We start from the raw sequence: 25,700 nt of genomic DNA, 5'->3' as shown, positions 1-25,700 counted from the left end.
CAGCGTAAACACTGCTCCAATAATAATGCCCCACTGAATACCGACAACCAGCGTTGCAAAAAACGTCAGCACCCAGACCCAGCCTTCCAGCGGCCGAACGTCAAACAGGTGCTTCGCCTGATGCACATCGACCAGTTTGTATACTGCTGAAATAATAATCGCGGCAAGCACGGCATTGGGCAGGTAGTAAAACATCGAGGTAAAAAACAACAGCACGATCAGCACACCGACGGCAGTCAGTACGGATGCCGCTTTCGTCTGTCCGCCGGCTTCGTGATTGACGGCCGTCCGTGAAAAGCTTCCGTTCACGGGAAAGGCCTGGAAAAAGGAACCGACCAGGTTCGACATTCCGAGCGCCTTAAGCTCCTGGTTCGGCCGCACCGCGTAATGTTCTTTTTTGCTGATGGCACGTCCTATGGAAAGGGACTCCATAAAGCCCATTAATGCAATGACTACAGCCATTGGGAGAAGGTTGATTACCATGCTTCCAGTTACTCCCGGCAGAGCGAATATAGGAAGTCCTGCCGGAATCTGTCCGACAATCGCAACGCCGGCATCCTGCAGGCCGAGAAATATGACCGCTCCGATCGCTAGAACAATCGCCAGCAAAGGCGCCGGAAGCCGCGGCCATTTGTTTTTCAGCCACAATATCAGCAGGAGGCTCAGGGTACCCAGCAGCACGGTATAGCCGTTAATGCTGTTCCACTGGCTGCCCAGATCGTAAAGAATCGCATGCGCGCGCAGGTTTCCTTCCGAGTTTACCCCGAGTAGATGATTCAGCTGACTCAATCCAATAATAATCGCCACAGCGGACGTATAGGCGCTGAACACCGAATGAGGAATAAATTTCACAATAAATCCGGCTTTACCAATCCCCAGCAACAGTTGGATAAGCCCAACCATGGCGGCTAAGACAATTACATACTGAATATATTCACCGGAATTCGCCGGTGCATAAGCGGAAACAGCGGTAAACACGAGCAGTGACGTGATTGCCACCGGGCCGACAGACAAATGCCGGGAAGAGCCAAGCAGTGCATAGACGAGCATGGGAATCGTGGCCGCGTAAAGCCCCATCTCCGGTGGCACGCCGGCAAGCAGTGCGTATGCCATTCCCTGCGGAATAATCATCACCAGCAGCGTCAGGCTGGCAAGGCTGTCTTTTTTGAGTGTATCGATATCGTAAGAACGGATGTCTGCCAATTTATTCATCTCTCTCACCCGCTTTCTGTCCTGCTCCGGGTTCTTACGAAATATGTATAACGATTTATCGTTTTATTTAACTGCTGTATTTTAAAATAGGTGAATCAAAGCCTATTATAACGTATTTTCTCCAGAAAAACGGAATGGAAATACTTCAATTCAGCTATCCGATGATAAAAAGCCGCCCATAACGCTTAGAAAGCGAAACGGACGGCGTTCTCTATTTTTCGTAATTCTACTGCGGATCCGCCACTCCCAGCATCTGCCTGGCCATGTCTTCCATCTCTTTCAGGCCGGAAGACTGGGCAAATTCTGCGACAACGACCGCCTCAGCCGCTCTTAGTTCCGTAATATGCTCTACCAAGCGAGGCCACGTACGGCCGCCCGCCTTCTCATAGGCATCGATTACTTTATTCAGACCAGCTTCCCCAAAAATAAGGTAATGCGCTGCGAAATCACGAGACACATCGGTTACCGCCGCTTCGGTCCAGTCAATCAATCCGGTCGCTTCCGCCTGCGGATTAATGAGAATATGGCCCGGGTGCACATCGCCGTGCGTCAGCCCGGTATGGTCCGGCCAGAGAACATCATCAGCAAGCCATTTCTGCCAGCGCTCCCACAGCTCCCGGCTCACACCAAAAGTCTGCTTGACCTTTTCCATTCTCGCCGCCATTGATTGTCTCGCTTCAATGTGGTCATGCATAACGATACCTGCCTCTTTCACGTGTGCCGCAGGCATACGGTGCAGATCCGCAAGCAGTCGTCCTAATGAGGTATGATAAGCGTCCGGACTGTTTTCGATATCAAACTGCCACACATAGTTTTGGATAGCTGGATCAATCGTCCCGGCAGGCACGCCGCCGAGCTGTTTATACGCAACCAGTTCATCTGTGAAAACCTGCCAGTCGGGCGCTTCAATCGATGTATAGCAGTTTACCGCATTGAGCACGGCTTTTTCCTGCTTCGCTTTTGCCATCGAATCGCTTCTGCGTGGAATACGCAGAATCCACTTTTCTCCCGCTTTGTCCTCGGCGTGAAACACCTGAAAATCCAGACCTGATTCATTTGCCTGCAGCGTGTCTTCTATTACATCCAGTCCATTTTGTGCGGCAAGCTGCTTTACTTGCTGTTTATTCATTATTTTCACTTCCCCTTTTTTGTATAAATACACTTCAGAGCAAACAAAAGAACAAATCCTGCTGGTTTTAGTCATAAAAAAAAGAAAGAAAAGCAGAAAAATCTGCCCTTCTTCCCTGGATACTCTTATGCCCGGTGAAGGTTATTAAAAATGTGCAGACTGCTCCCGTTTACTCTGCTGAAAAATGCAGAGCCCTTGAACGTATAAAATTACTTGTTCAAAGCGGTAAGGCGCAATCTAATAGCTGCAGTCATTTTTAACAACCCTCCTTTTCCTTCAGTACTGCTTATTATATAGAGAGAAAATCGGAAAGTCAAAATCTCTAATATATATAAAAAGAAGCTGTCTATTCCATTGTATTTTCCAGACCATTCTTCTGCTGCATGTTATAATAATAGAAAGAAATTAGAAGGGAGCATACATCATGCGTTCATTTACAGTAAAGCAAATAGATGAATCGACTTCTAAAAATCAAGCTTTGATAAAAGCTGTTTCACGTGCTTCCTTTTACCCAGAAGAAGAAATGAAGCGCACCAGGCCAAGAGACCCTGAGGAAGCTTACTATCTCAAAAAATTCGAATCTGAAAGAAACTTGAAATAGTGACTGACAGCATAAATTTTTTATCTTCCCGCCGAGCATTGGAAAAATTGGTTCAATATCAAAACGAGTTAGAGAATCCTAATGAATCTATTAGAGACATTCTTCTAACTGTTGCTGGTATTTTAAATGAACAATTTACCATTCATAACATCGAAGCTATTGTAGTAGGAGGAACTTCTGTTGAACTTTACTCTGATGGCCAATACACAACAAGAGACTTGGATATTTTTTCTGATGAAGAAGCTAAGATTGTAGAAATTATGAAAGCTCTTGGTTTTGAAAAAGTAGACCGACACTTTGTCCATTCTTCTTTAGCCATTTATGTTGAATTTCCTTCTGGTGAGTTTAAAGGGGATAAGAATCATGTAATTGAAGTATTTTATAATGGTTATACAATCAAAATGATTGGAATGGAAGATATCATTATAGATAGACTGACTAATGCGGTCAACACCGGAGCACCTGCCGATTTGGAATGGGCAAGAAAAATGATGACAGCTCAGTTCGATAAAGTGAATTGGCGCTTCTTTACTAAGGAACAACTATCTAAAAAACAGTATGGTTTAACAAAAGACCATATTGAGAGGATTCTTTATTTTATAGAGGAAACTAATATAACTATTCAGGAATTTAAAGAAGGAAACACCTCCAACAATTTACAAAAATCCTTATTAGATTTACAAGTACTACGTGGAGACATTTCAGTAAAAGAAGCAAAAAAACATAGAGAAGAAATATAATTATCGAACAAGAGATGGCATTTTGCCATCTCTTGTTTTGATATTTTAGAATATTTATTCGCGACGTGAATTACATAATCTTTTCATTTCCCTGGAGCGCTTTCAAAGCCAACCGTCAAAACACATTCATCACGATGAAGCCGCCGATGCCTGCGAGCACGCCGTAAATCATGGCAGGTGCGAGTGTTTTGCGGATGACACTGCCCTCTCTTCCTTCCATGCCGACAACCGCACTGGCCGCTACCACATTATGAATACAGATCATATTCCCCGCGCCGGAGCCGACGAGCTGTGCGCCCAATACTGTATTGACGTCCACGCCGGTGGAGGCAGCAATGCTGTATTGAATCGGAGAAAATGTGAGCGTGGACACGGTGGCACTGCCGGTAATAAACGAGCCGAGCATGCCAAGAAACGGGGCCGCGAAGATCCACATCGGTCCGAAGGCCGCGGCCATGCTTTCGGCAATATACTCAGGCATGCTGATAATATTATTAGCGTTCATGCCGGAGTTGCTGAACACATGCACCATCGCAAGGGTCGCAAACAGCGTAATCCCGGTTATCTTAATGGTCGATAACGCGTCTTTCGCCGACGCGGTAAAATTGCGGAACGAGCGGCGGTGGATCAGTACAGCGAGAATTGCAGTTACCGTCAGGATAGCACCGGGAGAGTACAACAGCTCCCACTCCGAGTTCACTCCCTCCACGCCTAATATGTTCATCCATGATAAGTTAATCGCGCTGGTCGTAAATTCCTCGAGCGGCGGTACGACTCTCGTAAGCAGCAGCAATATGACGACAATCACATACGGCGACCAGGCGGTAAGCAGGCTCATGTCTGATTTTTCCGTATCGATCGTAAAGTCATCCTGCAGCGCATCCGTCCACGTTTCTTTTGGAAGCAGCCAGCCTTTTCTGGCGGTGATTGCTGCGACCGTAAGACCAGTAAGAGAACCAAGAATCGCTACAAATTCCGGACCGAACAGAGATGCGTACAAAAGCGCAGAGCTCGTATACACCGCACCGATCATCAGTGTCCATGGCAGCAAAGGCCATACTTCTTTGACCCCTTTTCCCTTACCGAAAAACAGCACGAGCACAAAAACCAAAATGGAAGGTACAAAGGTGCCGCCGAACAAATCAATTAACGTCACGGTCACCCCAACCTCCTGAAAAAAGGCAGTTCCGGCTTCGTCAAGCGTACTCAGGCCGACAATGACCGGCGTTCCCACTGCACCAAATGCAACAGCCGAGCTGTCCGCAATAAGAGCCGTTGCGACAGCCGCAAGCGGCTTGAATCCAAGCGCCACCATCAGCGGTGCCGTAATCATCGCGGGCGTTCCAAATCCAGCCACTCCTTCAATGAGCGATCCGAACAAAAAGGCTACAATAACCAGCTGCACCCTCATGTCCGCCGATATGCTCTGAAATCCCTGGTTAATTCGGTCCACCGCGCCGTTTTTCCGCAGCGTATTCAGCAGAACAAGTGCGCCAAATAAGATCAGCAGGATCGTCAGCGTCTTATGGGCTCCCTGCAGAATCGAAGACAAAATAACCCGGCTTTCCATGCCCCAGAACAGCACCGCCAGAACAATAACAATAGCGGCGCTCAGCGACATTCCCTTAATCGCAGGCATGCGCAGCAGAACAAGAAAAAGAAACGGAAAAATAACGGCGCTTAAAGCGGTCAGCATTAGCATAACGGTATCTCCTTCAGCGGATAAAAATGCGCTTTCATTTTTAGGAATCAGATTAACCCCTATAAAAAATTTCACCTATATGTAAAGCACATAATAGGAAATCTAATTCATAAGATCAGGTCATCTGATGACTAGTTTAACCTATCTCTATTTTACCACTATGGGAAATCGCTTTCAATTTCATTTTTGTCTTTCTTGTGTCTATTAAAAAAGAAGAACCCGCCTCGCTGCGGATTCTTCTCGTTGTTAATCTATTTTAGCGTTGCATGCTTCTATGAGGTCTCTTAGGTTCTGCTCGGTAAAATGGCCGCTGCTGAAATTAATCAATCCGCGGAGCGGCATTTCCTTCATCATGGCTTCCATCATCGGATCGGCTGCTTCGCCGTCTTCTACCATCTGCTGCGCAAATAGGTTATTAGAGGCCAGAGAGGACAGATGCTCCTCAAGTACCGGCTTGAGGTCAGGATGAGCCGCCACTTCCCCCATCGTGGAGTTACGGTGTATCTCGGTCATCGGACGGGTATCTTCTGAGATCTCCACCTCCGTCTGGAGGAGAAGGTCACGGGAAGACGCGCCTATAGATAAAGTAAACGTGCCGGGTTCCACAATCCACCGGGCAAAGCCATCATGATAATAAGAAAAACTGCGCTCATTCAATTCGAATGTTACGTCTTTGGATTCACCGGGCTCCAGATACACTTTCGTGAAGCCTTTCAGCTCCCGCTCCGGCCGTTCCAGCATGCTTTCCTGATCCGTTACATACAGCTGGGCCACTTCTTTTCCTGCCCTGGATCCGGTATTGGTGATCGTGCATGTTGCTGTAAGATCGGTACTTCCGGATTCCTTCTGGTCAACCCGAAGGCTGCTGTAGGAGAAGGTCGTATAGCTCAGCCCGTAGCCGAATGGAAACAGCGGCGTCTCTCCTTTGGCATCGTAGTAGCGGTAACCGACATACAATCCTTCGCCGTAGGTCACGCTGTCTTTATTGCCTGGGAAATGCAGATAGGATGGATTCTGCTGCAGCGTCACCGGGAAGGTTTCTGCCAGCTTGCCGGACGGATTCACGCGGCCGTCTGCACCGCAAAATCATGATGCTCCTTTTTATCCACGCTCCGCTTTTGGGATAGGCCTTTTTCCGCTTTGTCTGCAAAAGCAAGCATCCGCTCTACGGTGCGGTCAAGCACGGCTTCATCCAGCGTTCCATCTTCAACAGCGTCCTGAATTGCTTTATCTCCCACGCCGCCGCTGGACGGCATTTCCAGGTCCATTCCGGCTTTGAGGCCCGGCACCCGTTCGTTGACAGCGCCCCAGTCGGAGATGACAAATCCTTCAAATCCCCAGTCGTCGCGAAGCAGTTCCGTCAGCAGCTTATGGTTTTCTGAAGCAAAAACACCGTTTACTTTATTGTAGGAGCACATTACTGACCAGGGCTGGCTGTTTTTGACAGTTGCTTCAAATGCAGCCAGATAAATCTCATGAAGCGTGCGCTCATCCACCCGGGCATCAACGGTCAGACGGTGGTATTCCTGATTATTCACCGCAAAGTGCTTCAAAGACGTACCAATTCCTTCCTGCTGCACGGCGTTAATATAGGCGGATGCCATTTCGGAGGACACGTAGGGATCCTCTGAAAAATATTCAAAATTACGCCCGCATAACGGAGAACGTTTGATGTTAATCCCCGGCCCGAGCAGCACCGCTACATCTTCGGCTCCTGCTTCATGCGCCAGACGGCGTCCAACCCCTTCCATCAACTCTCTATCCCAGCTGCTCGCCAGTCCTGCCGCTGTTGGAAAGCACGTAGCCGGCACGCTGTCGGACAGTCCCAGGTGATCAGCACTGCCCCCCTGCTTGCGAAGACCGTGCGGACCGTCAGTTACCATAAATCCGGGAATCTGATGCTCATCTATGTTCTGCGTGTTCCAGAAATTCTGTCCGGAACACAGGCTTGCTTTCTCTGCAAGACTCAGCTTTTGTACTAATTCTTTGTATGATGCCATACGTATCTCCTCCACTTTTTTATACTTAGATGCTCTTTTCTTATTTCCATATTGTTACACTTTCATACAAAATGATAGTAGTAATCGATACTATCAACATCCATTTTGACTTACTGTCGCAAAGATTAATTGTTATAAAATGTCACACAATTTGTCATGTTTCCCTCAAAATCCGCTACACTTGAAACAACTACATACAAGGGAGCGATCAGTTATGAGGAAGAAACATAAGGCGGCAGTAATGCCAGTAGCTCTGGCATCGGTATTAGGATTAAGTGCATGGGCGGTGTATACCGGCGAACCTGTGGGGTTGGTAGAAGCTGATTCTGCGGTCGAAGAAAATAACGAAACGGCTGAGGCACCTGAGGCAGCTGAAGAAAGCAAACCGAATATTGAAATCATCGCAACTGGAGGCACGATTGCGGCTGTAGGAGACGAAAGAACGGACCTGGCAGACTACACTGCAGGCGAAATAGAAATAAACGAGTTAATCGAAAAAGTACCTGAACTTAACGATATTGCCAATGTAACCGGCCAGGATTTTACTGGTGTCAGCAGTAACGACATCGATAATGACATCCTCCTTGGCCTGGCTCAGGAAGTAAATGAACAGCTTGCTTCCGATGACACCGACGGCGTGGTCATTACGCACGGTACGAATACGCTGGAGGAAACGGCTTATTTTCTTAATCTCGTCGTTGACAGCGAAAAGCCGGTCGTTATGGTCGGCGCAATGAGGCCGGATACGGCGATGGGGGCAGACGGAGAGCTTAATCTGTATAACGCTGTCCTCTTAGCTGGACACGAAGAAGCAAAAGACAGAGGCGTCATGATCTCCCAGAATGACCGCATCGGCTCCGCCCGCGATGTAACGAAAACAAGCACGATGCATATTGATACATTTGAGTCAGAGGAAATGGGTAACCTGGGGAGCATCATTGATGGAGAGCCAAGGTTTTACACAGAAACGACAAAAAAACATACGACCGATTCTGTGTTTGACGTTTCTGATTTAGAGGAACTGCCTCAGGTAGATATTCTCTATACGCACCAAAGTGACAGCTCGTACTTGTATGATGCAGTAGTCGAAGCTGATATAGACGGCATTGTGATAGCCGGAGCCGGGAACGGCGGCCTTTCCACCAATGCTAGAGAGGGTGCTGAAACAGTCGCTGCCAGCGGCATAGATGTTGTAAGATCCTCCCGTACCGGAAGCGGCATTGTCACGCCGGAAGACGACAGTGAATTTATGACCGCTGACACGTTAAATCCGGTAAAAGCAAGAATCCTGTTGACGCTTGCTCTTACAGAAACAGATGATCAGGAGCAGATACAAGAATACTTTAACGAATACTAACATTCACTTATAAGAAGAAAAGCTGCCGGGGAGATTTTCTTTCCCGGCAGCTTTTTATTCATTATATTCCAGTTGTTTAATAGATTTTAATAACCTCTCAGCGTTCTCCGGGCTTTGCAGCAAATAGAGTGTTTCCAGTAAACTGTTATATTCACTTTCTGCCAGCAGTACCGCATTCCCATTTTCTCCGGCAATAGTCAATGTCTCTTTATCCTCACTCACTCGCTTCATAATACTTTTAAAGTTTTTACGGACCTCATGATAAGTAATAACAGACATCCTATCACTCCTTGTATTTCGTTACTTTTATTGTACCTATATTTTGCGAAAGAACAATCGTTTTAGAGAATATACTACGGCACCGCTGCCGTATCTTTATATGCTTCCACCAATGCTTTGCTTTCCCACTTCCTGCTTCGCCAGCGCATATACCTCAGACTGGCTCTTCCCATTCATCTATGGTCATCGCAATCCAAATGCCGATCAATCCAAACTCCAGGTGAATACCGAGCACGTAGGCAAGCGGTACGTGGACTCCCCACATAAACAGCATCCCAATGACTACCGGGTAAACGCGCATCGCCGGTAGCCCGGAGCGCGCTGATAATGATGAGATTACAGGTTTTTCCCGGCTCCAGTATGATCCCTATAAAAAGAAGGATCGTGCCCATCGCGATAATTTCATTATTAGAGGTAAACACTTGAAACAGCGCTTCCCCTGAAAAGCAAGAACCGCGCCGACCAGGAGCGCTATGGCCAAGATATTTTAAGCCCCCGGAACATTTGATGATACGCCACTTCTTTTTCTCCAGCTCCAATCAGCTGCCCTACATAGATCTGCATGCCTTTGGCAACAGACAGTGAAAATATCATCATGAGAGCCATTAAGTTCAACGTATAGACTCTCGTCGACAGCGCAGCGGCTCCGAGCGTGGTAATAAATATTGTTATCGCGAGCTGGCTTCCGTTATAGGAGAGCTGCTCCCCTGCGGAGGGAATACCGATATGAAGAATTTTCCCCGTATGCCTCCGTTCCAGCTTGTAAAAATCGCTCCAAGCGCAGAGACACTTCCAAACGAAAATAAAGAAGCACAGCCAGGATAATCATAGCCAGTACCCTCGACACTACCGTGGACAGCGCCACTCCGGCCACTCCCCATTCCGGAAAACCGAAAGCTCCGAAAATAAATACATAGTTTCCAAATACATTGAGCACATTCATCCCAGCACAACGTACATCACATCTTTTGTATACCCTTTTCCCTGCAGTAAAGCGGAGAGCGTCATTACCATCGCCTGGGTAAAAAGCGTCCCGCCGACAATAAGCATGAACGTATCCGCATATGTAACAAGCTCCGGTGCCAAATTAAACAGCTGCAGCAGAGGCAGGCGGAACACAACAATCATCGCACTAATCAAAAGGCCAAACGCCAGATTCAATACCACCGCGTGCGATACAATTTTACTGATGTCCTTTGTTTTGTGCGCACCCGTGTACTGCGAAATCACGACCCCTGCACCCATGGCTGTAAAATTAAACAGAACAAACGTGAGCATGAAAATCTGATTTACGACACCAATGGAAGCGACGGCATCATCCGAAATAAAGCTGATCATAACACATCCACAAACTGCATTGCAATCTGCAGAAACACTTCAATAAATATAGGCCAGGTAATAAGAAAAAGAGATAGTTTCTTTCCAGGCAGATATGCCCGATTTTTCCGGATCAACGCAGACGATCTCCCTCCTATGCTTTCTACAACTTTTAGAGAGCGCTTACTAAAATACCATTAATAAAACCCTTCTATATAAACCAGGTTATTTATGTAAGCTCTGTTTCATTACTTCCAGTATAGTTGTGTCAATCACCAATAACAATCTTTATTTATGAGTAAACTTAGTTAAAATAAAAAAACTTCTAGAACATTAAATGCTCTAGAAGGTAAACCCTATCTATTCGTGTTTTTCAATTTCTTCCAAATACCTGTCTACAACTTCGTCTCCTAAATCCGTTCTACTATTTTCAATTACAGGTTCTACAGATTCACGGAAGCGTTCTAATTCTTCTTCAGAAATTTCACTGTACTCCATATTTTCTTGAAGAGTTTCCAAACTCTCTTCAGCTACTTCACGGTTTCTTTCACGGTTGTATTCTCCCGCCTCTAATGCAGCTTCTTCAATAATTGTCTGCTGTTCTTCTGTAAACCCATCCCATAATTCTTTGTCCATTAAGAAAACGAAAGGAGTATACACATGATTTGTACCTGATAGATATTGTTGTACTTCATCGTAATTACTAGTTTCAATAGTTGGATACGGGTTTTCCTGACCGTCAATAGTTCCCTGCTGCATGGCTGTGAAAAGTTCAGTAAATGCCATTGGAGTTGGATTAGCACCCATGGCAGACCATGCATCCATATGAATATCATTTTCCATTGTTCTAACATTCAAACCGTTTAAATCGTCTACAGATTCAACAGGACGAGTATCATTTGTTAAGTTACGAAATCCGTTTTCCCACCAGGCTAGTCCTACTAAACCCTGATCTTCAAGCATATCTAACATTTCATCACCAAATTCACCATCAAGTACTTGATCGGCAACTTCTTCGTTAGGAATGGTAAATGGCAAATCGAATACTCCGTATTCAGGGATAAAGTTTACCATTGGAGAAGTTGAAGGGATAGTTATCTCTAGAGTACCAAGCTGAAGCATTTCAACTGCAGCCCTATCATCGGCTATTTGGCCTGAATGATATACTTCTACGTTAAAATCATCTGTTTGTTCTTCTACAAGTTCTTTAAAACGTACAGCACCTTCATACTCAGGATGACTATCATTTACACCAATGCTTATTCTTAAATTCTGCTGATCTCCTGAAGCTTCATTACCCTCGGACCCTTCTGTTTCTCCACCTTCATCATCTCCGCCGCCACATGCTGCCATAACTAAAATAAGTATAAAAACCATTATCATAAAGCTCCATTTTCTTTTCAAACAAAAAGCCCCCTTTTGTAATCTTTTTGTTTTATAATATAAAACTAAGTTTACATTATAAAACAAGTTAAGCGCTTTCAATTTACATTGAAAGCTTATTCTTTCCTAAGAATAGTCTAATTCATCTAGAAATGCAATATTTTATTGAAAATTCTCACAATATCATTTTGATTCATTTATAAAATTGTTTTCAAGAATACCTATTCCTTCTATTTCAACTTTAACGTTATCTCCACTTTTCAACCATATCTGCTGTTCTTCACTTAAGCCCATAATAACTCCTTCAGGAGTTCCTGTCATAATTACATCACCAGGGTGTAGAGTCATATATTTTGAAAGGTAACTTACTATCTTTTCACAGCTGAAAATCATGTCAGCTGTATTCGATTTTTGGCGGACTTCATCGTTAACATATGTTCTAATATTTAAGTTGTTTACGTTTTCAATTTCATCTTTAGTAATCAACAAAGGCCCTATTGGAGCAAAGCCGTCGCAATTTTTTCCTAAAAGCCACTGACTGGATTTGAATTGTAAATCTCTTGCAGAGACATCGTTTTGAGACGCAATAGCCATATATATATTCCGATGCATCATTTTCATCTATATTTCTAGCTTTTTCTCCAATTACTATTGCAAGTTCAGCTTCATAATCAACTTTCTTAGCTTCTATAGGTATTTTAATGTTTTCCTGATGGCCAGCAAGCGTATTAGCAAACTTGCTAAAAACTATTGGTTCTTGCGGTTTTTCCATTCCACTCTCTTTTGCGTGTTTTGCATAATTCAAACCTATACATATTACTTTTTCCGGAGAAGAGATACATGGTGCGTATACTATTTCATTTTCTTCAATATAGAATCCATCCATGTCTTTATATTTCTCATAAATGCTTTCTATTTTTTTAATCTCCTGCTTTCCGCCTTTTACTAATTCGAGTGTGGAGTTTGCTATAGACATAGCACGGCCAGAACGATTAGCGGAAGTAATATCAAAAAAACGATTGTTCTTTTTTATACCTAGATGGATATATCCACTTTTATAAAATTGTACGATTTTCATTATCTTTATCCTTTCTCATAGAATAAGAGAGGACAGAACCAACTGTCCTCTAATTTATTCACTATATTTATCCTTTAACGAATACTGTTTTTATAGAAGTATAGAACTCAATGGCTGCTTCCCCTTGTTCTCTAGAGTGAGAACTGGATTTTTTCATACCTCCAAATGGAGCTTGAAGCTCAACACCGGCACTTTCTGCGTTCACTCTTACTAATCCAGCCTCCATGTCCCAACAAAATTCAACATGCTCTGAATATTCGTCGTAAATACAGAAGCACTAAGTCCAAATTCGACATCATTTGCTAGTTCAATACCTTCTTCCAAGCTATCTACTTTCATTAGTGCAAGTACTGGCCCAAATATTTCTTCCTGAGCAATAGTCATTTTGCTATCTACTTGTTCAAATACAGTAGGCTCAACGAAATATCCTTTATCCATTCCATTTTCCGTTAACCTGTTGCCACCTTGAATTAACGATGCCCCTTCGCCTTTACCTTTTTCAATATATTCAAGCACTGTATTCATTTGCGATTTACTTGAGCATGGTCCCATCCATACTCCTTCTTCCAATCCATCGCCTACTTTTATTTCTTTCACTTTAGAAATCAATTTTTCCTTAAATAAATCATACACATCGCTTTGTACAATTACTCTGCTGGTCGCTGTACACTTTTGTCCAGTCGACTTCAATCCTCCGCTGATGGTTGCATCTACTGCCATATCAATATCAGCATCATTAGCAACAATAACTGGATTTTTCCCTCCCATTTCAAGTTGATATTTAGCCCCTCTTGCTAAAGCCCCTTGACCAATTTGTTTCCCTACTACATCGGATCCTGTAAATGTTATTCCTGCTATTTTAGGGTTTTCTACAAGACCCTGGCCTATAACAGAACCAGATCCTGTAACAAAATTGACAATCCCTTCTGGAAATCCAGCTTCTTCAAAGCATTCTATTATTTTAGCTGCTGTAACTGCTGCTTCACTTGCCGGTTTTAACACGACAGTATTTCCATACGCTAAAGCAGGAGCCATTTTCCAGATAGGAATAGCTACTGGAAAATTCCAAGGTGTAATAACCCCAACTGCTCCAAGTGGTGTTCTAGTAGTAAACATTAAAGCATCTTTATCTGTAGAAGGAATAACGTCTCCTACTTTACGCATACCTTCGCCTGCATAATAACGAAGAATTGCTACTCCTCTTGAAGTTTCCCCTTTTGCTTCTGGTAAAGTTTTCCCCATCTCCATTGTCATTGTTTTTGCTATATCCTCTACTCTTGATTCCAAAATATCGGCAGCCTTATAAAGATAATTGCCTCTTTCAGGAGCAGAAAGTTTTCTCCAGGACTTTTTTAGCCTTATCAGCTGCATCTACTGCCTTTTCAACATCTTCTTTTGTAGACTTTTGGATATTGGCAATAACTTCTCCAGTTGCCGGATTTACAATTTCTGCAGTGCTCTCTTCTGACCCCTTTACCCATTCTCCATTAATGAAATTCAAATACGTTTTACTATCTGTGCTTACTGTCATTTTCATCTTCCTTCCTAAGAATAGAATGTAAAATACTTCTCCCTAATCCGCCTGCCGCCCACCCAGTCTTTTAAGACTAATAGTTATCTCTTAAGCTCCTATTATGAAGTAGCAATTCTACTAATGCTTTGCTGTTTTACAGGGTTCTTCAAAGTGCCGATTCCAGGTATTTCAATTTCAATATAATCGCCATCATTTAATGTGAATTCATTTGGAGGAACAATGCATGTACCAGTTAGCAGTACCATTCCATCAAACATTTGATTATCTCTTACTAAATATTCAACCAACTCGTCAAGAGAGCGCTTCAATTGATTCACCATAGCGTCTCCTTCAAATACTTTTTCCTCCTTTCTATATATTCTGCAAATAATCTGAAATTCATATGGATCCTTAACTGAATCTACAAGACGAATACTGGGACCTATGGAACAAGAGTGCTTCCACACTTTTGCTTGAGGAAGATATAAAGGGTTTTCCCCTTCAATATCTCTTGAGCTCATATCGTTACCAATTGTATAACCTATAATTTCTCCTTCTTTATTGAGGACCAGGCCTAGTTCAGGCTCTGGTATCTGCCAATTAGAATCTGTTCGTAAATATACATCTGTGTTAGGACCAACTACTCTGGGTCCTGTAGACTTAAAAAATATCTCAGGTCGTTCGGCATCGTACACTTTATCATAAAAGGTAGCTGCATCATCCTTACCGCCGGTAGCTTCATAATTTCTTGCCTCTTTACTTTTTTGGTAAGTTACTCCAGAAGCCCAAACTTCCGTTATTTCTATAGGCACTTGAAGATCGAGATCATCAATTTTTTTCTCTAATGGCTGTTTTTCCTGTATTAAATTTTCTATTAGTTCAGTGGCATTGATATTATGTGTAGATGCTGATTCAAATAAATCTAGAACGCTTTCAAATGGGAGATTATAAATTTTTCTTCTGTAGTTAACGCACCTACTTTTTGTGACCCATCTACTTCTTTATAACGAATTACTCTCATAATTACCTCCGTTGTTTTATAATATAAAATTAAGTTTTTAAAATATAATATAAAATAGATTACAAACTAATCACTTTTAACTTTTTAAAGTTGATATCCATAACCCAATTTTTGCGAAAGGTCTGTGCTTGCTTGTTTTAAAAGAGAAACAAAATACTGAATATCTTCTTCTGTAGCTCTCATTGGCGGTGTTGAGATACTAATAGCGGCTATAACTTCACCGGAATGGTCCCGAATAGGAATAGCTACACATCTGATGCCTGGCTCGTTTTCTTGATTATCTTCAGCATAACCATTTATTCTAATATTCTCGATTTCAATAAGAAAATCCTCTTTATTCGTAATAGTATTTTCTGTACGTTTAATAAACTCATAGTCTTTGAGGATATTTTCAATTTCTCTATCAGACTGAAAAGCAATAAGCGCCTTCCAACCCTACAGTGAAGCGGAATCCTTCTGCCAATTCTCGAATAAAGTACTGTAGCTGCAGAACTTTCCACTTTATCTATATACACGCCTTCTTTACCATCTTGAATAACCAAATGAACTGTTTGATTTGTTTCCTTAGAAAGCGAAAATAAATACTCTCTAGCTACTGACCTAATATCCCGACTATGAATAACAAAATTTCCTCGTTCGAATATTTTCATTCCAAGTCTGTATTTTCCATTTTCTGTATTTTGCTCGATGTAATTATGTTTTTTTAGCGTCTTTAATAGCGAATGCACTGTACTTTTGTGAAGCAATAGACGATCACTAATATCAGTTATTTTTAATTCTGAATCAAATTCATCAAAAAGATCTAATATTTTTAAAGCTCTATCAACAGATTGTATAATGGGCATTTAAAACTTCCCCCTTTATTGTGGTAAACATGTGCGTATATCATATCACGAAGCATGAGAAAAATTAAAAATAAAGGGGAACTAAATACATAAAATTAGTCTTTTAATAATCATAAATAATAATTAGCTTAATTATGAGTCTGTTTTACAGTGACTGGGAGTCCGAGCCCTTTTGCCCCTTTTTCAGAAGTGATAAAATTTTCTCCTCCATATCTTTTCAAATGTGAGAGGCCAATTTTTGCCCGGCGCATCCGCTCTTTAGTTAATTTCACCGCCAAATCTTCAAGATGAGTTCCTGATGGATAAATATTAGGGGCGTTACGGAGACCAAATTTAATATATACCGGTGAAGCTACTCTAATTATTTCCGGTATATCATAATGTCTATAAATCCTCCAATATCATCTGGGGCCTCAATATAGATATCAATAGGAATGTCAATTGCCTGACGAATAGTAGCTAGTCTGGCTAATGTTAAATCAGTTGGAACATTATACGTATCCGCTCCTATATCTTCCATCAATTTCACAGATACAGGATTAGGATGAGATATTTGTACAGAGACTTTAATAATTAACTCTTTGGTAGTTCACCAGCTTTTTTTGCTTCATTACACAACCACAGAACGCCTTCATCTCCCACAAGAATGCTTCTGATTCCTAAATCGCAGGCTCTTTTTACATCCTCTAATGCATAAACAAGCTGGTCTACTCCTTGAGATCGTATGCCTGCTACTCCACCAGAACTTGCCTTTTGCATAGCTGAGATGTCAAATGATCCTCTTGGTCCTACAAACAAGCTTACTTCCATTTTTTCTTTTTCACCTAACTCAACCATTTCTTTAATTTCTTCATCTGTCTGCAGCATAATTCCACTACCTTGAGATACTCGATGTATATCTATTTCATATTTTTCACTCATTTCTATTACAGCTTGAAGTGCTTTTGGACCTTCTACGCTAGGTATTTCTACTCTATATTGAGCGCCATCTGGGAACCTTTTACTCGAAGTTGGAAGGTCATTGCAATCCCCTCTCGGAAAACCCAATTGCTCAATAAAATCTCTAGTTTTTTCCATTTTATCCTCCTATTTATTAATTTTCTGAATTGGTTCTGATTTCTTTAAAGTTGGCATATAATCTTCTGTTGCTTCATCCCAAACTGGAAATGGTACAACTCCATTAGCTGCATCCGTATGGCCTGTCATTCTATTACTGGCAGCAATGGTTTTTGTCTTTTCTTAAAAGTTTTCGCTCGTTTAGAAGCTATTTCTTGACGTTTTTTTCGAATACCTTCAAAAGAGAATTTTAAGTGTATTATTCAAGAAAGATTCAGCTTCTACAAATTCTATCCTTCTTTCTCTTAATCCAAGATAAAGAATATCTCCATTTTCAAGATATAAAATACCCCCGTCCCTTTCCGCTTCAGGAGTCATGTGTCCTATAGCTGCTCCGAAAGTAACACCAGAGTATCTTCCATCACTAATAATAGTAGCTAATTTTTTCAGCCTTTTATTTGCATTTATATTGCTGCATAGGAGTAAACATTTCAGGCATACCGAAAGCTTCCGGTCCTTGTCCCGCTATAATTACTGCGATTTTTAATGATCCGCTTCCTACCATATACTCAAATAATGTGTTGTAATCGGAATCCTTGTAGGCATTTGCTGATTCTGGTTCATTGTAATGAAGTTGAGCATGCAATAAATTCTTTTTAAATATTTGAGCCTCTTTTAATTCATCTAACAAATTTGAGTTTAACAAGTTATCATTAGCCTGCTTTTCGTTTTCAAATAAAGAACTTGGGAAGTTTTCTTATCAAACTGATCGAGCTGCAGGGTTGGCATACCACTAATCTTCACTACAGCGCTTTCAAAAAAATTACCTTGAAGTACATCCACTCCACTAAAAGCTCTGCGGGGTTTAGATAATATAATAGGATTATCTTTTACATTATCAGCTGAAAGATTACTTTTATCTTTTAACCTTTCACCCCAGTTTCTCCCGTCACAGTCAATGCATTAACATCCATCGGAATATCATTTTGCATAAGTTCATAAAATAAACTTTCCATTCCGACTATCACTGTCACAGCACTGCATGGCTAATTGGAAAATATCCCGACCTTCAGTCAAAACTGTAATTAAATAGATCCGGAATTCGATACTCATGATGAAGCTTATCTAGATCCCAAAGGCTGAAACGGTATCCACCATATACCATAGCGGAAACAATATGCATCATAAGATTTGTTGATCCTCCCGATGCGCTATGAATACGTATAGCATTACGTATATTAGCGGCTGCCAGCCTTGAAACCCCATACTCTTCTTTATTAATAATGCTGCCATACTATCGATTGACTGGTTTATCTGACTTTGTTCAGGAGCTGCTGTGAGTAATTCTACTGCAGGATGAACCAAACCAAAACCTGCTACAATGTGACGTGAACTGTTTCCTGTACCATTAAAGGCACACACACCGCCGGCTCCATCACATGTATTCACTGCTAACGCCTGTTCAAAGTACTTATGTTCTTCTTTTGAAATAATTTCTCTTTCCACCGCTCTTTCGAGAACGCCTTGGAAAGCTGTATTAGAAGAACATTGCAAAATATAATCCATAGCATCATACAAATCATCTGCTATATCCGGATCTCCTTGATGACAGCTTTGTCACATACTTCTTTTAATTCCTTTGCAAGATATTCCGGAATAGTGCCTCCTTGTAATACGTGTGCGGGGGCAAATGTTGCAAAAAAGGGAGCTTCTCCCTGTTCCTGACGAAGACGATCCAAATGAGCAAGTCCGCTTACTACTCCTAAAGGTTGTTTATCGCATCCTTGAATAACGAATGCCCCATGATAACTATGCGCTTCTAACTGATTAACAATCATTTGAGCTACAGCATTTCTGCTTTGTAATGAATAGCTCATTCCCTGATTGTTTTGAGCCGTCCCATCACACATTACCGGTGTCGAAAAATAAAAAGGTACTCCACCATTCTGCCAAATTCTAATAGCTGCTCGAGAAGAAGTTTGAAAATCCATAATATGCGCAGGATGATCTGAAGATCCACCAATAATAGCAATTCTTGGTGCATTCTTTTCCAGGCGTCTATAAATTTCATCTAAAGACCAATCTGGGACTCCACCTTCGTAAGTGTTGCCCAATGTTTGCTTTGAGCGATCTAGTAAACCAGCTACAGTAATAGGTTCATTTGCTTTACCCTGCACATTTTCTCGTAAGGATTCGTACCCTTGTTAATAAGAGGAAAGAGACTCATACAATCACTCCTTTACTATTTATTTACCATTCCGCTATGGTTCCATCGTTATGTCTCCATACAGGGTTTTTCCACGCATGCCCTTCTAATGCTTTTTCTCTTACGTATTTTTCATCAATTTCTATGCCTAAACCAGGGCCTTTCGGAAGGCTGACAGAACCATTTTCATATTCAAATACACTCTTATCTACTAAATAATCCAAAATATCATTGCCTCGGTTATAATGGATGCCTAGACTCTGTTCTTGAATAAAAGCATTATGAGAAGTGGCATCCACTTGCAGAGAAGAAGCTAACGCGATAGGACCTAAGGGGCAATGAGGAGCTAATGCAATATCATATGCTTCAGCCATTGATGCTATTTTTTTACATTCTGTAATCCCTCCTGCATGCGAAAGATCAGGCTGAATAATGTCTACATAACCACTGTTTAATAACGGCTTGAAATCCCATCTACTGTACATTCTTTCAACCAGTAGCAATAGGTATAGAAGTGTGTTTTGAAATCTCTCGAAGTCCCTCATTGTTTTCAGGCAGTACCGGCTCTTCAATAAACATTGGTCTGAACGCTTCTAACTCTTTTGCGAGTATTTTTGCCATCGGTTTATGAACGCGTCCATGGAAGTCAATTCCAATACCTATATAAGGACCTACTTTTGATCTAATGGCATCTACCCTTTCTAATACCTCATCGACTTTAGAATACGAGTCTACATATTGCATTTCTTCGGTAGCATTCATTTTCAACGCTTCAAATCCAGACTCTACTACCTTACTAGCTGCTGCTGCTACGTCATTTGGCCTATCTCCACCGATCCAAGAATAGACTTTAATTGACTTTCTACAGGGACCCCCCATTAAATCGTATACCGGTGCGTTGTGGTATTTACCTTTAATGTCCCAAAGAGCCTGATCTATGCCGGAAATAGCACTCATTAAAATGGGACCTCCCCGGTAAAATCCACTCCTATATAATTGATTCCAAATATCTTCTATATTCAATGGATTCTGATCAATTAATAGCTCCGATACTTCCTCTACCGCTTGTTTTACAGTGGCTGCTCTCCCTTCTATTACAGGTTCCCCCCAACCGCTTATTCCTTCATCTGTGGAGATTTTTAAAAAGCACCTCTAGGTGGAACGATAAAACATTCCAGATTAGTAATTTTCATAATTCAACTCCTTTTAAATTTTTATCAATCAATTAAGGACGGTAAATACATAGAAAGACCAGGAATGAAAATCAAAATAATCAGCGTTAATAACATTGCAATGAAGTATGGGAAAACTGCTTTAGACAAAGCCTCAATAGATAAGCCGGATATTCCTGCTCCTACAAATAAATTAACTCCTAGGGGAGGAGTAATAAATCCTATAGCTAAGTTAACGATCATAATAATTCCAAAGTGGACTGGATCGTATCCCAAAGTTACTGCTATTGGAAGTAAGATCGGGTTAAAAATAATCGAAGCTAACGTATCCATAAAACATCCAATAATTAGTAAAAGCACAGTAATTAATAAGATAATAACGATTGGATTTTCTGAGATAGACAGCATTCCTTCTGCGACCTGATTAGGTATTTGTTCCATTGTCAATAATCTTCCAAAAGCTGTTGCCGTTCCTACAATTATTAATATAGTTGCTGTTGTTAATGCAGCATCAGCGAACACTTTCGGTAAATGACGAATTTTTAATTCTCTATAAAAAACCACTCCAGCCAGCAAACCATATATTACTGCTACTACTGCTGCTTCAGTTGGGGTGAAAACCCCTCCGTAAATACCTCCTAAGATAATGACCGGGATTAATAATGCCCATTTAGCTTCCCAAACTGCTTTTCCAAATCCAGCGAGAGTGGCTTTCTCATCTAATCCTTTGTAATTCATTTTCTTCGAATAAATGTAAGCGTAAAAGATTAAAGCACCACCTACTAGCAAACCAGGAATAATTCCAGCTATAAATAAATCTCCAATAGACGTTCCGCCAGTCACCCCATAAATAACCATGGGAATACTTGGAGGTATAATTACACCTAGCGATCCTGCGGCTGCTACGGTAGCTGTGGCAAAGCGTTTGTCGTACCCCTGCTTTACCATAGCCGGGATCATTATGCCTCCGATAGCTGCCACCGTCGCCGGTGCCGATCCTGAGATAGCTGCAAAGAACATACATGTAATAATTGTAGCTATTGCAAAACCACCCGTTCTATTTCCAACTATAGAATTGGCAACGTTAAAAAGTCTTTCAGATACTCCTCCCTTACCATAATTTCTCCAGCAAGAATAAAAAATGGCACAGCCATTAATGGAAAAGAATCCACCGAGGTAACCAGCCCTTGCGCTAAAAACTGAACCGGTAGAGATCCTGTATAAAAATGGTAAGCAACGTCGCAAGACCAAGAGAAATACCAATAGGTATAGTAAGAAGCAAAAATATTGCAAAGCTACCAAATAATACGGCAATTGTCATACATTGTTCCCTCCTTCATCCCTAACTAGTTACGTTCTTGGTCTTTTAGCATCCTCTTTAATAACCCCACCTACGTCGCCTCTTTCCAACACATCGTCCATCTCTGTTTTTACGTAAAATGTGTCTTTGCCTAGAAGAGTTCTTATTTGTTTAATGATTTGTTGTATTATTCTAATAGCAGTTAGTCCCATACCGATCGGTGGGCTGCATAGACAAAACTTATTGGGATACTTAAAGCAGCAGAAGTCTGGCCGGTCTGCATAAGTCTTGACATAACATCGTAACCATATATTATGATAACGATTGCAAAAGCAAGAAAAAAAGATTGGCAACCATATGTAATATAAGTTTGCCTCTTTCTTTTAGTAAAAGGAGCATTACATCTACTTTTATGTGGCGTTGTTTTTCACACCGTAGCTTATTCCAATGTAAACAAGCCAGATAAAACAATATCTCGCTAGTTCTTCAGACCATCCTAAAGAACTACTGAGTACAAATCTCATAAACACCTGCAGTCCAATAACTATGACCATTGTTAGAGTGAAGATTACTAACAGCACTTCTTCAAGATGCTCGTCTAAATATCGCAAAACCTTCATACTTTTCCCCGCTTTCTATCGGAAATGATGGTACAAGGGAAACTACCCATCAACCGCCTCTTTAAAAGCTTTTGCACGCTTAATTAAATTGGTTGATTCATCTTCCGTCCAAGGCTTTTCATGTCCACCAACGCGCTTCCAACACCAAATGCTACAGCTCCGTATTCTTTATATGTTTTTATGTTATCCAATGTAATTCCTCCTGTAGGCATTAGGGGAATATATGGAAACGGTCCTGCTATATTTTTTAAATACTCAGGGCCATAGAATCGGCAGGAAATACTTTAATAATGTCAGCCCCACTCTCATAAGCGGTAATTATCTCTGAAGGAGTCAATGCGCCAGGAATACTGATTACTCCATATCTTTTTGACATTTTAATTGTCTCAATGTTTACAGTGGGAGAAAATATAACTGAGCTCCAGCCATAATAGCTGCTCTAGCTGTTTCTGCATCTAATACGGTACCAGCTCCAATAGTTAATTCATTGCCATATTTCATTCGAAGATTTTCTATAACTTTCAATACGTTAGGAGTTTCCATAGTTATTTCGAGTGTTTTTACACCGCCTTTATGTAGAGCAGATGCTATATCTTCAATGGATTCAGTTTTTGCGCCCCTTATAATTGCTGTAATTTGATTTTCTTTAATAGCTTCAATGGTTGTCCCCATTATGCCCTCCTATCTAGTAATATCACTGTTTAATTGTTCGATAAATTCCTGTATTTCCTCTTTTTCGGGAAGACCCTCTACATCTCCTAATGCTTGTGTGACGAGAGCTCCTACCGCGTTTCCACGTTTAATGGATTCAATATCTTCTAATCCATCAAGCTTTCCTGACAAATACCCTGCAGCAAAACCATCACCTGCTCCCACGGGATCTATCACTTGTTCTAATTTAAATGCAGGGATATAGTCGCTGCTAGTTTTGTCAAAAAAATATGTACCATCTTTGCCAGACTTTAAAATAACTTTTTTAGCTCCATTTTCTAAAAACATATTTCCTATTCTCTCGGGATCATTGGTGCCGAATAGAAATTCACCTTCTTCTAACCCTGGTAAAACAACATCAGCTAACGCAGATAATTCAATAAGCGTAGTTCTAGCTTCTGCTTCACCCCATAAAGACTTTCTTACATTAGGATCAAAGATAACGGTTACATTTTTCTGTTTAGCAAATTTTACTACTTCAAAAATCATATGTTTACAAGTATTACTTAAAGCCGGGTAATTCCAGTCACATGGAGAAATTTTGCTTTTTCGATGTAATTAAAATTTATATCATCTATACTCATTTGACTTGCTGCTGAATCTTTTCTGTAATACTGTACTTTAATTTCTCCTGCTCTTCTAAACTCTTTAAAGTAAATACCTGTAGGGTTTTCGCTGTGAATTTTTACATTACTTACATCAACCCCTTCTCCTCTAATAAAAAGAAAGCATTGCCTTTCCCAGTTCATCATTACCAATCTGACTAATCCACCCTGCTTCATGTCCTAACCTAGCAAGACCTATAGCCAGATTAGATTCAGCACCGCCAAATTTCCTATCAAAACTAGATGCGTATCTCATGCGGCCAGGAGTATTCGGAGAAAACAAAGCCATTGTTTCTCCAATTGTTATAACGTCCATTGACTCACCTCCGGAAATTATTGTTTTATATTATAAAACTCAGTTTTATATTTATAACTGAATTGTATTATATCTTCATTATCCAGTCAAATGATTTTAGTTTTTTTCTGAATTTTAAAATTTATTAGTGTGAAAAATAAAATATTTCTATAAAAGAACATTGAGTATTTTAATATTCTTTTATAGATTAATTCTGTTTACATTGTTTCAGCAAGTCTCCAAATACTGAACTCTTGATGCTTGTTCTTTTCCGAAGCTGTAGTTTCTCCTTCAGCAACACTAAATATTTTATTGAATATTTCATCGCCTATATCTTGAATTGTAGTTGTTCCTTCTAAAATTTTACCTGCATTCACATCAATATGATCAGGCATATTGTCATAAAGTTTTTGGGTTAGTTTCCTACTTTAATAACTGGCACTATTGGAGAACCAGTAGGAGAACCTTTCCCTGTAGAAAACAGTACAATTTGAGCTCCACCGGCCGCAAATCCAGCCACTGATTCTACATCATATCCAGGTGTATCCATAAAAACAAAACCTTTTTCTTTCGGTTTGTCAGCATATTGAACAACTTCATTTAATGGAGAACTTCCACCTTTTTTAATACACCCTAGCGACTTTTCTTCTAAAGTAGTAAGTCCGCCTACTATATTTCCAGGAGCAGGATTTGCTGACCGTATATCTTCACCAACTGCTTTTATTCTCTCTTCATAATCTTTCACTATTGTTAAAAATTGCTTCCCCACTTCTCTGTTCACGGCGTTTTTTGCAAGAAGATGTTCTGCTCCAATTGCTTCTGTTGTCTCACCTAATATACTGGTGCCTCCAACTTCAACGATTTTATCTGAACATACCCCAATAGCTGGATTTGCTGTAACTCCAGACCAAGCATCTGAACCGCCGCATTCTAACCCAATTGTTAACTCTTTAGCCTCTGCTTCTACTCTTTCCAGACTTTCACTGTATACTACGGCTTTTGTTAACCACTCTTTCGCTTCTTTTAAATACGTCAGATATAGACCTATTTTCATTCATAGTAATAGCATGAACCATTCTCCCTTGTGCTTGTAGTTCTTCTGCCATTCCATAGGCAGGATCGTCTATTCCCATGCCTATTATCAATGCTGCGCTCACATTTGGATTGGCAGCCGTTCCTTTTAAAGTTCTTACTGATTGTTCAATATCCTCCGGATATTGAGCGTGACCTGTTTGATGAGTTACGGGGATAACATGTGGAACAAGCGAGGCGATTTTTTTAGAAATGCCTGCTAGTTCTCCATGGGTGTTTATTACAATTACATGATTCCGTACACCTATAGTACCGTCGCTACGCCTATATCCCAAAAATTTATTCATTTGATGCCTCCTCTTCACTTATAATATGAACTTTTTCCCGTTCTTTTTCATTCAGACCTCTAACATTTTTAACGTGAACATGACCCCCTGTTTGAAATAGAAGTAGTAGCTACCCCCATCCATTCACCATACTTTAAAAATTTTTTCATCTTTTAAAATATCTGTTACAGCAAGCTTAT

At 41.1% G+C, this 25,700-nt stretch carries 20 protein-coding genes and 10 pseudogenes; 3 read left to right on the top strand and 27 right to left on the bottom strand.

From position 1 onward, the window contains the following. A partial coding sequence (locus tag MMY81_RS19790) for a SulP family inorganic anion transporter (protein WP_252314195.1) occupies nt 1-1,212 on the bottom strand: 1,212 nt, incomplete at its 3' end. Between the two features lie 226 nt (nt 1,213-1,438). Further along, nucleotides 1,439-2,341, bottom strand: a complete 903-nt coding sequence (locus tag MMY81_RS19785; protein ID WP_252314194.1) for a macrolide 2'-phosphotransferase — start codon at nt 2,339-2,341, stop codon at nt 1,439-1,441. Nucleotides 2,342-2,765: 424 nt separating this feature from the next. Between MMY81_RS19785 and MMY81_RS19780 the strand changes: the two genes are divergently transcribed. Further along, complete coding sequence (locus MMY81_RS19780; RefSeq protein WP_252314193.1) at nt 2,766-2,942, top strand: hypothetical protein; 177 nt, start codon at nt 2,766-2,768, stop codon at nt 2,940-2,942. Next, nucleotides 2,942-3,682, top strand: coding sequence for a nucleotidyltransferase (locus MMY81_RS19775; RefSeq protein WP_252314192.1), 741 nt, complete (start codon nt 2,942-2,944; stop codon nt 3,680-3,682). The genes MMY81_RS19780 and MMY81_RS19775 overlap by 1 nt, the downstream gene beginning before the upstream one ends. Before the next feature lie 115 nt (nt 3,683-3,797). Here the strand turns inward: MMY81_RS19775 and MMY81_RS19770 are convergent, their stop codons facing one another. Both MMY81_RS19770 and MMY81_RS19765 read right to left on the bottom strand, forming a co-directional pair. Then, nucleotides 3,798-5,384 carry an L-lactate permease gene (locus tag MMY81_RS19770; protein ID WP_252314191.1) on the bottom strand — a complete coding sequence of 529 codons (1,587 nt, stop codon included), beginning with the start codon at nt 5,382-5,384 and terminating at the stop codon, nt 3,798-3,800. A 246-nt stretch (nt 5,385-5,630) separates the two neighbouring features. Then, nucleotides 5,631-7,384: pseudogene (locus tag MMY81_RS19765) on the bottom strand (glycoside hydrolase family 3 N-terminal domain-containing protein). 241 nt (nt 7,385-7,625) lie between these two features. On the opposite strand from MMY81_RS19765, the gene MMY81_RS19760 reads away from it, so the two are divergent. Next, nucleotides 7,626-8,741: a type II asparaginase gene (locus tag MMY81_RS19760; RefSeq protein ID WP_252314190.1), complete on the top strand. Its 1,116-nt coding sequence runs from the start codon at nt 7,626-7,628 to the stop codon at nt 8,739-8,741. A 54-nt stretch (nt 8,742-8,795) separates the two neighbouring features. Here the strand turns inward: MMY81_RS19760 and MMY81_RS19755 are convergent, their stop codons facing one another. From MMY81_RS19755 to MMY81_RS19635, 23 genes and pseudogenes are all read right to left on the bottom strand, one after another. Next, the gene (locus tag MMY81_RS19755) at nt 8,796-9,020 is read right to left on the bottom strand and encodes a type II toxin-antitoxin system Phd/YefM family antitoxin (protein ID WP_252314189.1); all 225 of its coding nucleotides are present in this window, start codon (nt 9,018-9,020) and stop codon (nt 8,796-8,798) included. A gap of 154 nt (nt 9,021-9,174) precedes the next feature. Then, nucleotides 9,175-9,321, bottom strand: coding sequence for a hypothetical protein (locus MMY81_RS19750; RefSeq protein ID WP_252314188.1), 147 nt, complete (start codon nt 9,319-9,321; stop codon nt 9,175-9,177). Between the two features lie 170 nt (nt 9,322-9,491). Continuing rightward, complete coding sequence (locus MMY81_RS19745) at nt 9,492-9,680, bottom strand: MATE family efflux transporter (RefSeq protein WP_252314203.1); 189 nt, start codon at nt 9,678-9,680, stop codon at nt 9,492-9,494. A gap of 28 nt (nt 9,681-9,708) precedes the next feature. Beyond that, the gene (locus MMY81_RS19740; protein ID WP_252314187.1) at nt 9,709-9,957 is read right to left on the bottom strand and encodes a hypothetical protein; all 249 of its coding nucleotides are present in this window, start codon (nt 9,955-9,957) and stop codon (nt 9,709-9,711) included. Between the two features lie 2 nt (nt 9,958-9,959). Further along, complete coding sequence (locus MMY81_RS19735; protein ID WP_252314186.1) at nt 9,960-10,358, bottom strand: MATE family efflux transporter; 399 nt, start codon at nt 10,356-10,358, stop codon at nt 9,960-9,962. A gap of 339 nt (nt 10,359-10,697) precedes the next feature. Further along, nucleotides 10,698-11,741: a TRAP transporter substrate-binding protein gene (locus MMY81_RS19730; protein WP_252314185.1), complete on the bottom strand. Its 1,044-nt coding sequence runs from the start codon at nt 11,739-11,741 to the stop codon at nt 10,698-10,700. Between the two features lie 162 nt (nt 11,742-11,903). Continuing rightward, on the bottom strand, nt 11,904-12,314 hold the full coding sequence (locus MMY81_RS19725) for a fumarylacetoacetate hydrolase family protein (RefSeq protein WP_252314184.1): 411 nt from the start codon (nt 12,312-12,314) through the stop codon (nt 11,904-11,906). Beyond that, nucleotides 12,196-12,798, bottom strand: coding sequence for a fumarylacetoacetate hydrolase family protein (locus MMY81_RS19720; RefSeq protein ID WP_252314183.1), 603 nt, complete (start codon nt 12,796-12,798; stop codon nt 12,196-12,198). Before MMY81_RS19720 ends, MMY81_RS19725 begins: the two co-directional genes overlap by 119 nt. A 67-nt stretch (nt 12,799-12,865) precedes the next feature. Next, nucleotides 12,866-14,329 (bottom strand): annotated as a pseudogene (gene gucD / locus MMY81_RS19715) (alpha-ketoglutaric semialdehyde dehydrogenase GucD). A gap of 101 nt (nt 14,330-14,430) precedes the next feature. Next, nucleotides 14,431-15,332, bottom strand: a pseudogene (locus MMY81_RS19710) (fumarylacetoacetate hydrolase family protein). An 84-nt stretch (nt 15,333-15,416) separates the two neighbouring features. Further along, nucleotides 15,417-16,177 (bottom strand): annotated as a pseudogene (locus tag MMY81_RS19705) (IclR family transcriptional regulator). 128 nt (nt 16,178-16,305) lie between these two features. Next, a pseudogene (locus MMY81_RS19700) lies at nt 16,306-17,254 on the bottom strand (U32 family peptidase). A 9-nt stretch (nt 17,255-17,263) separates the two neighbouring features. Next, nucleotides 17,264-19,460: pseudogene (locus MMY81_RS35565) on the bottom strand (dihydroxy-acid dehydratase domain-containing protein). A gap of 23 nt (nt 19,461-19,483) precedes the next feature. Next, nucleotides 19,484-20,632 (bottom strand): annotated as a pseudogene (dgoD, locus tag MMY81_RS19670) (galactonate dehydratase). Nucleotides 20,633-20,656: 24 nt separating this feature from the next. After that, nucleotides 20,657-21,932 (bottom strand): annotated as a pseudogene (locus MMY81_RS19665) (TRAP transporter large permease). Nucleotides 21,933-22,321: 389 nt separating this feature from the next. After that, entirely contained in the window at nt 22,322-22,531 is a 210-nt protein-coding gene (locus tag MMY81_RS34345; RefSeq protein ID WP_308215409.1) for a TRAP transporter small permease, read from the bottom strand. Between the two features lie 42 nt (nt 22,532-22,573). Next, nucleotides 22,574-23,203: pseudogene (locus tag MMY81_RS19655) on the bottom strand (bifunctional 4-hydroxy-2-oxoglutarate aldolase/2-dehydro-3-deoxy-phosphogluconate aldolase). 9 nt (nt 23,204-23,212) lie between these two features. After that, the gene (locus MMY81_RS34340) at nt 23,213-23,731 is read right to left on the bottom strand and encodes a carbohydrate kinase family protein (protein ID WP_308215408.1); all 519 of its coding nucleotides are present in this window, start codon (nt 23,729-23,731) and stop codon (nt 23,213-23,215) included. A gap of 17 nt (nt 23,732-23,748) precedes the next feature. Then, the gene (locus MMY81_RS34335; protein ID WP_308215407.1) at nt 23,749-23,994 is read right to left on the bottom strand and encodes a PfkB family carbohydrate kinase; all 246 of its coding nucleotides are present in this window, start codon (nt 23,992-23,994) and stop codon (nt 23,749-23,751) included. Further along, nucleotides 23,957-24,163, bottom strand: a complete 207-nt coding sequence (locus MMY81_RS34330) for a PfkB family carbohydrate kinase (RefSeq protein WP_308215406.1) — start codon at nt 24,161-24,163, stop codon at nt 23,957-23,959. Before MMY81_RS34330 ends, MMY81_RS34335 begins: the two co-directional genes overlap by 38 nt. Before the next feature lie 197 nt (nt 24,164-24,360). Continuing rightward, a pseudogene (locus tag MMY81_RS19645) lies at nt 24,361-24,543 on the bottom strand (UxaA family hydrolase); the annotation flags it as partial. A 14-nt stretch (nt 24,544-24,557) separates the two neighbouring features. After that, entirely contained in the window at nt 24,558-25,196 is a 639-nt protein-coding gene (locus MMY81_RS19640) for a UxaA family hydrolase (protein WP_252314177.1), read from the bottom strand. After that, nucleotides 25,123-25,521, bottom strand: a complete 399-nt coding sequence (locus MMY81_RS19635) for a UxaA family hydrolase (protein ID WP_252314176.1) — start codon at nt 25,519-25,521, stop codon at nt 25,123-25,125. The genes MMY81_RS19640 and MMY81_RS19635 overlap by 74 nt, the downstream gene beginning before the upstream one ends. Between the last annotated feature and the right edge of the window lie 179 nt (nt 25,522-25,700).

Source organism: Sinobaca sp. H24, from assembly GCF_023845525.1.
The sequence above is the reverse complement of the archived record's forward strand: the minus strand, read 5'-3'. Positions and strand labels throughout refer to the sequence as shown.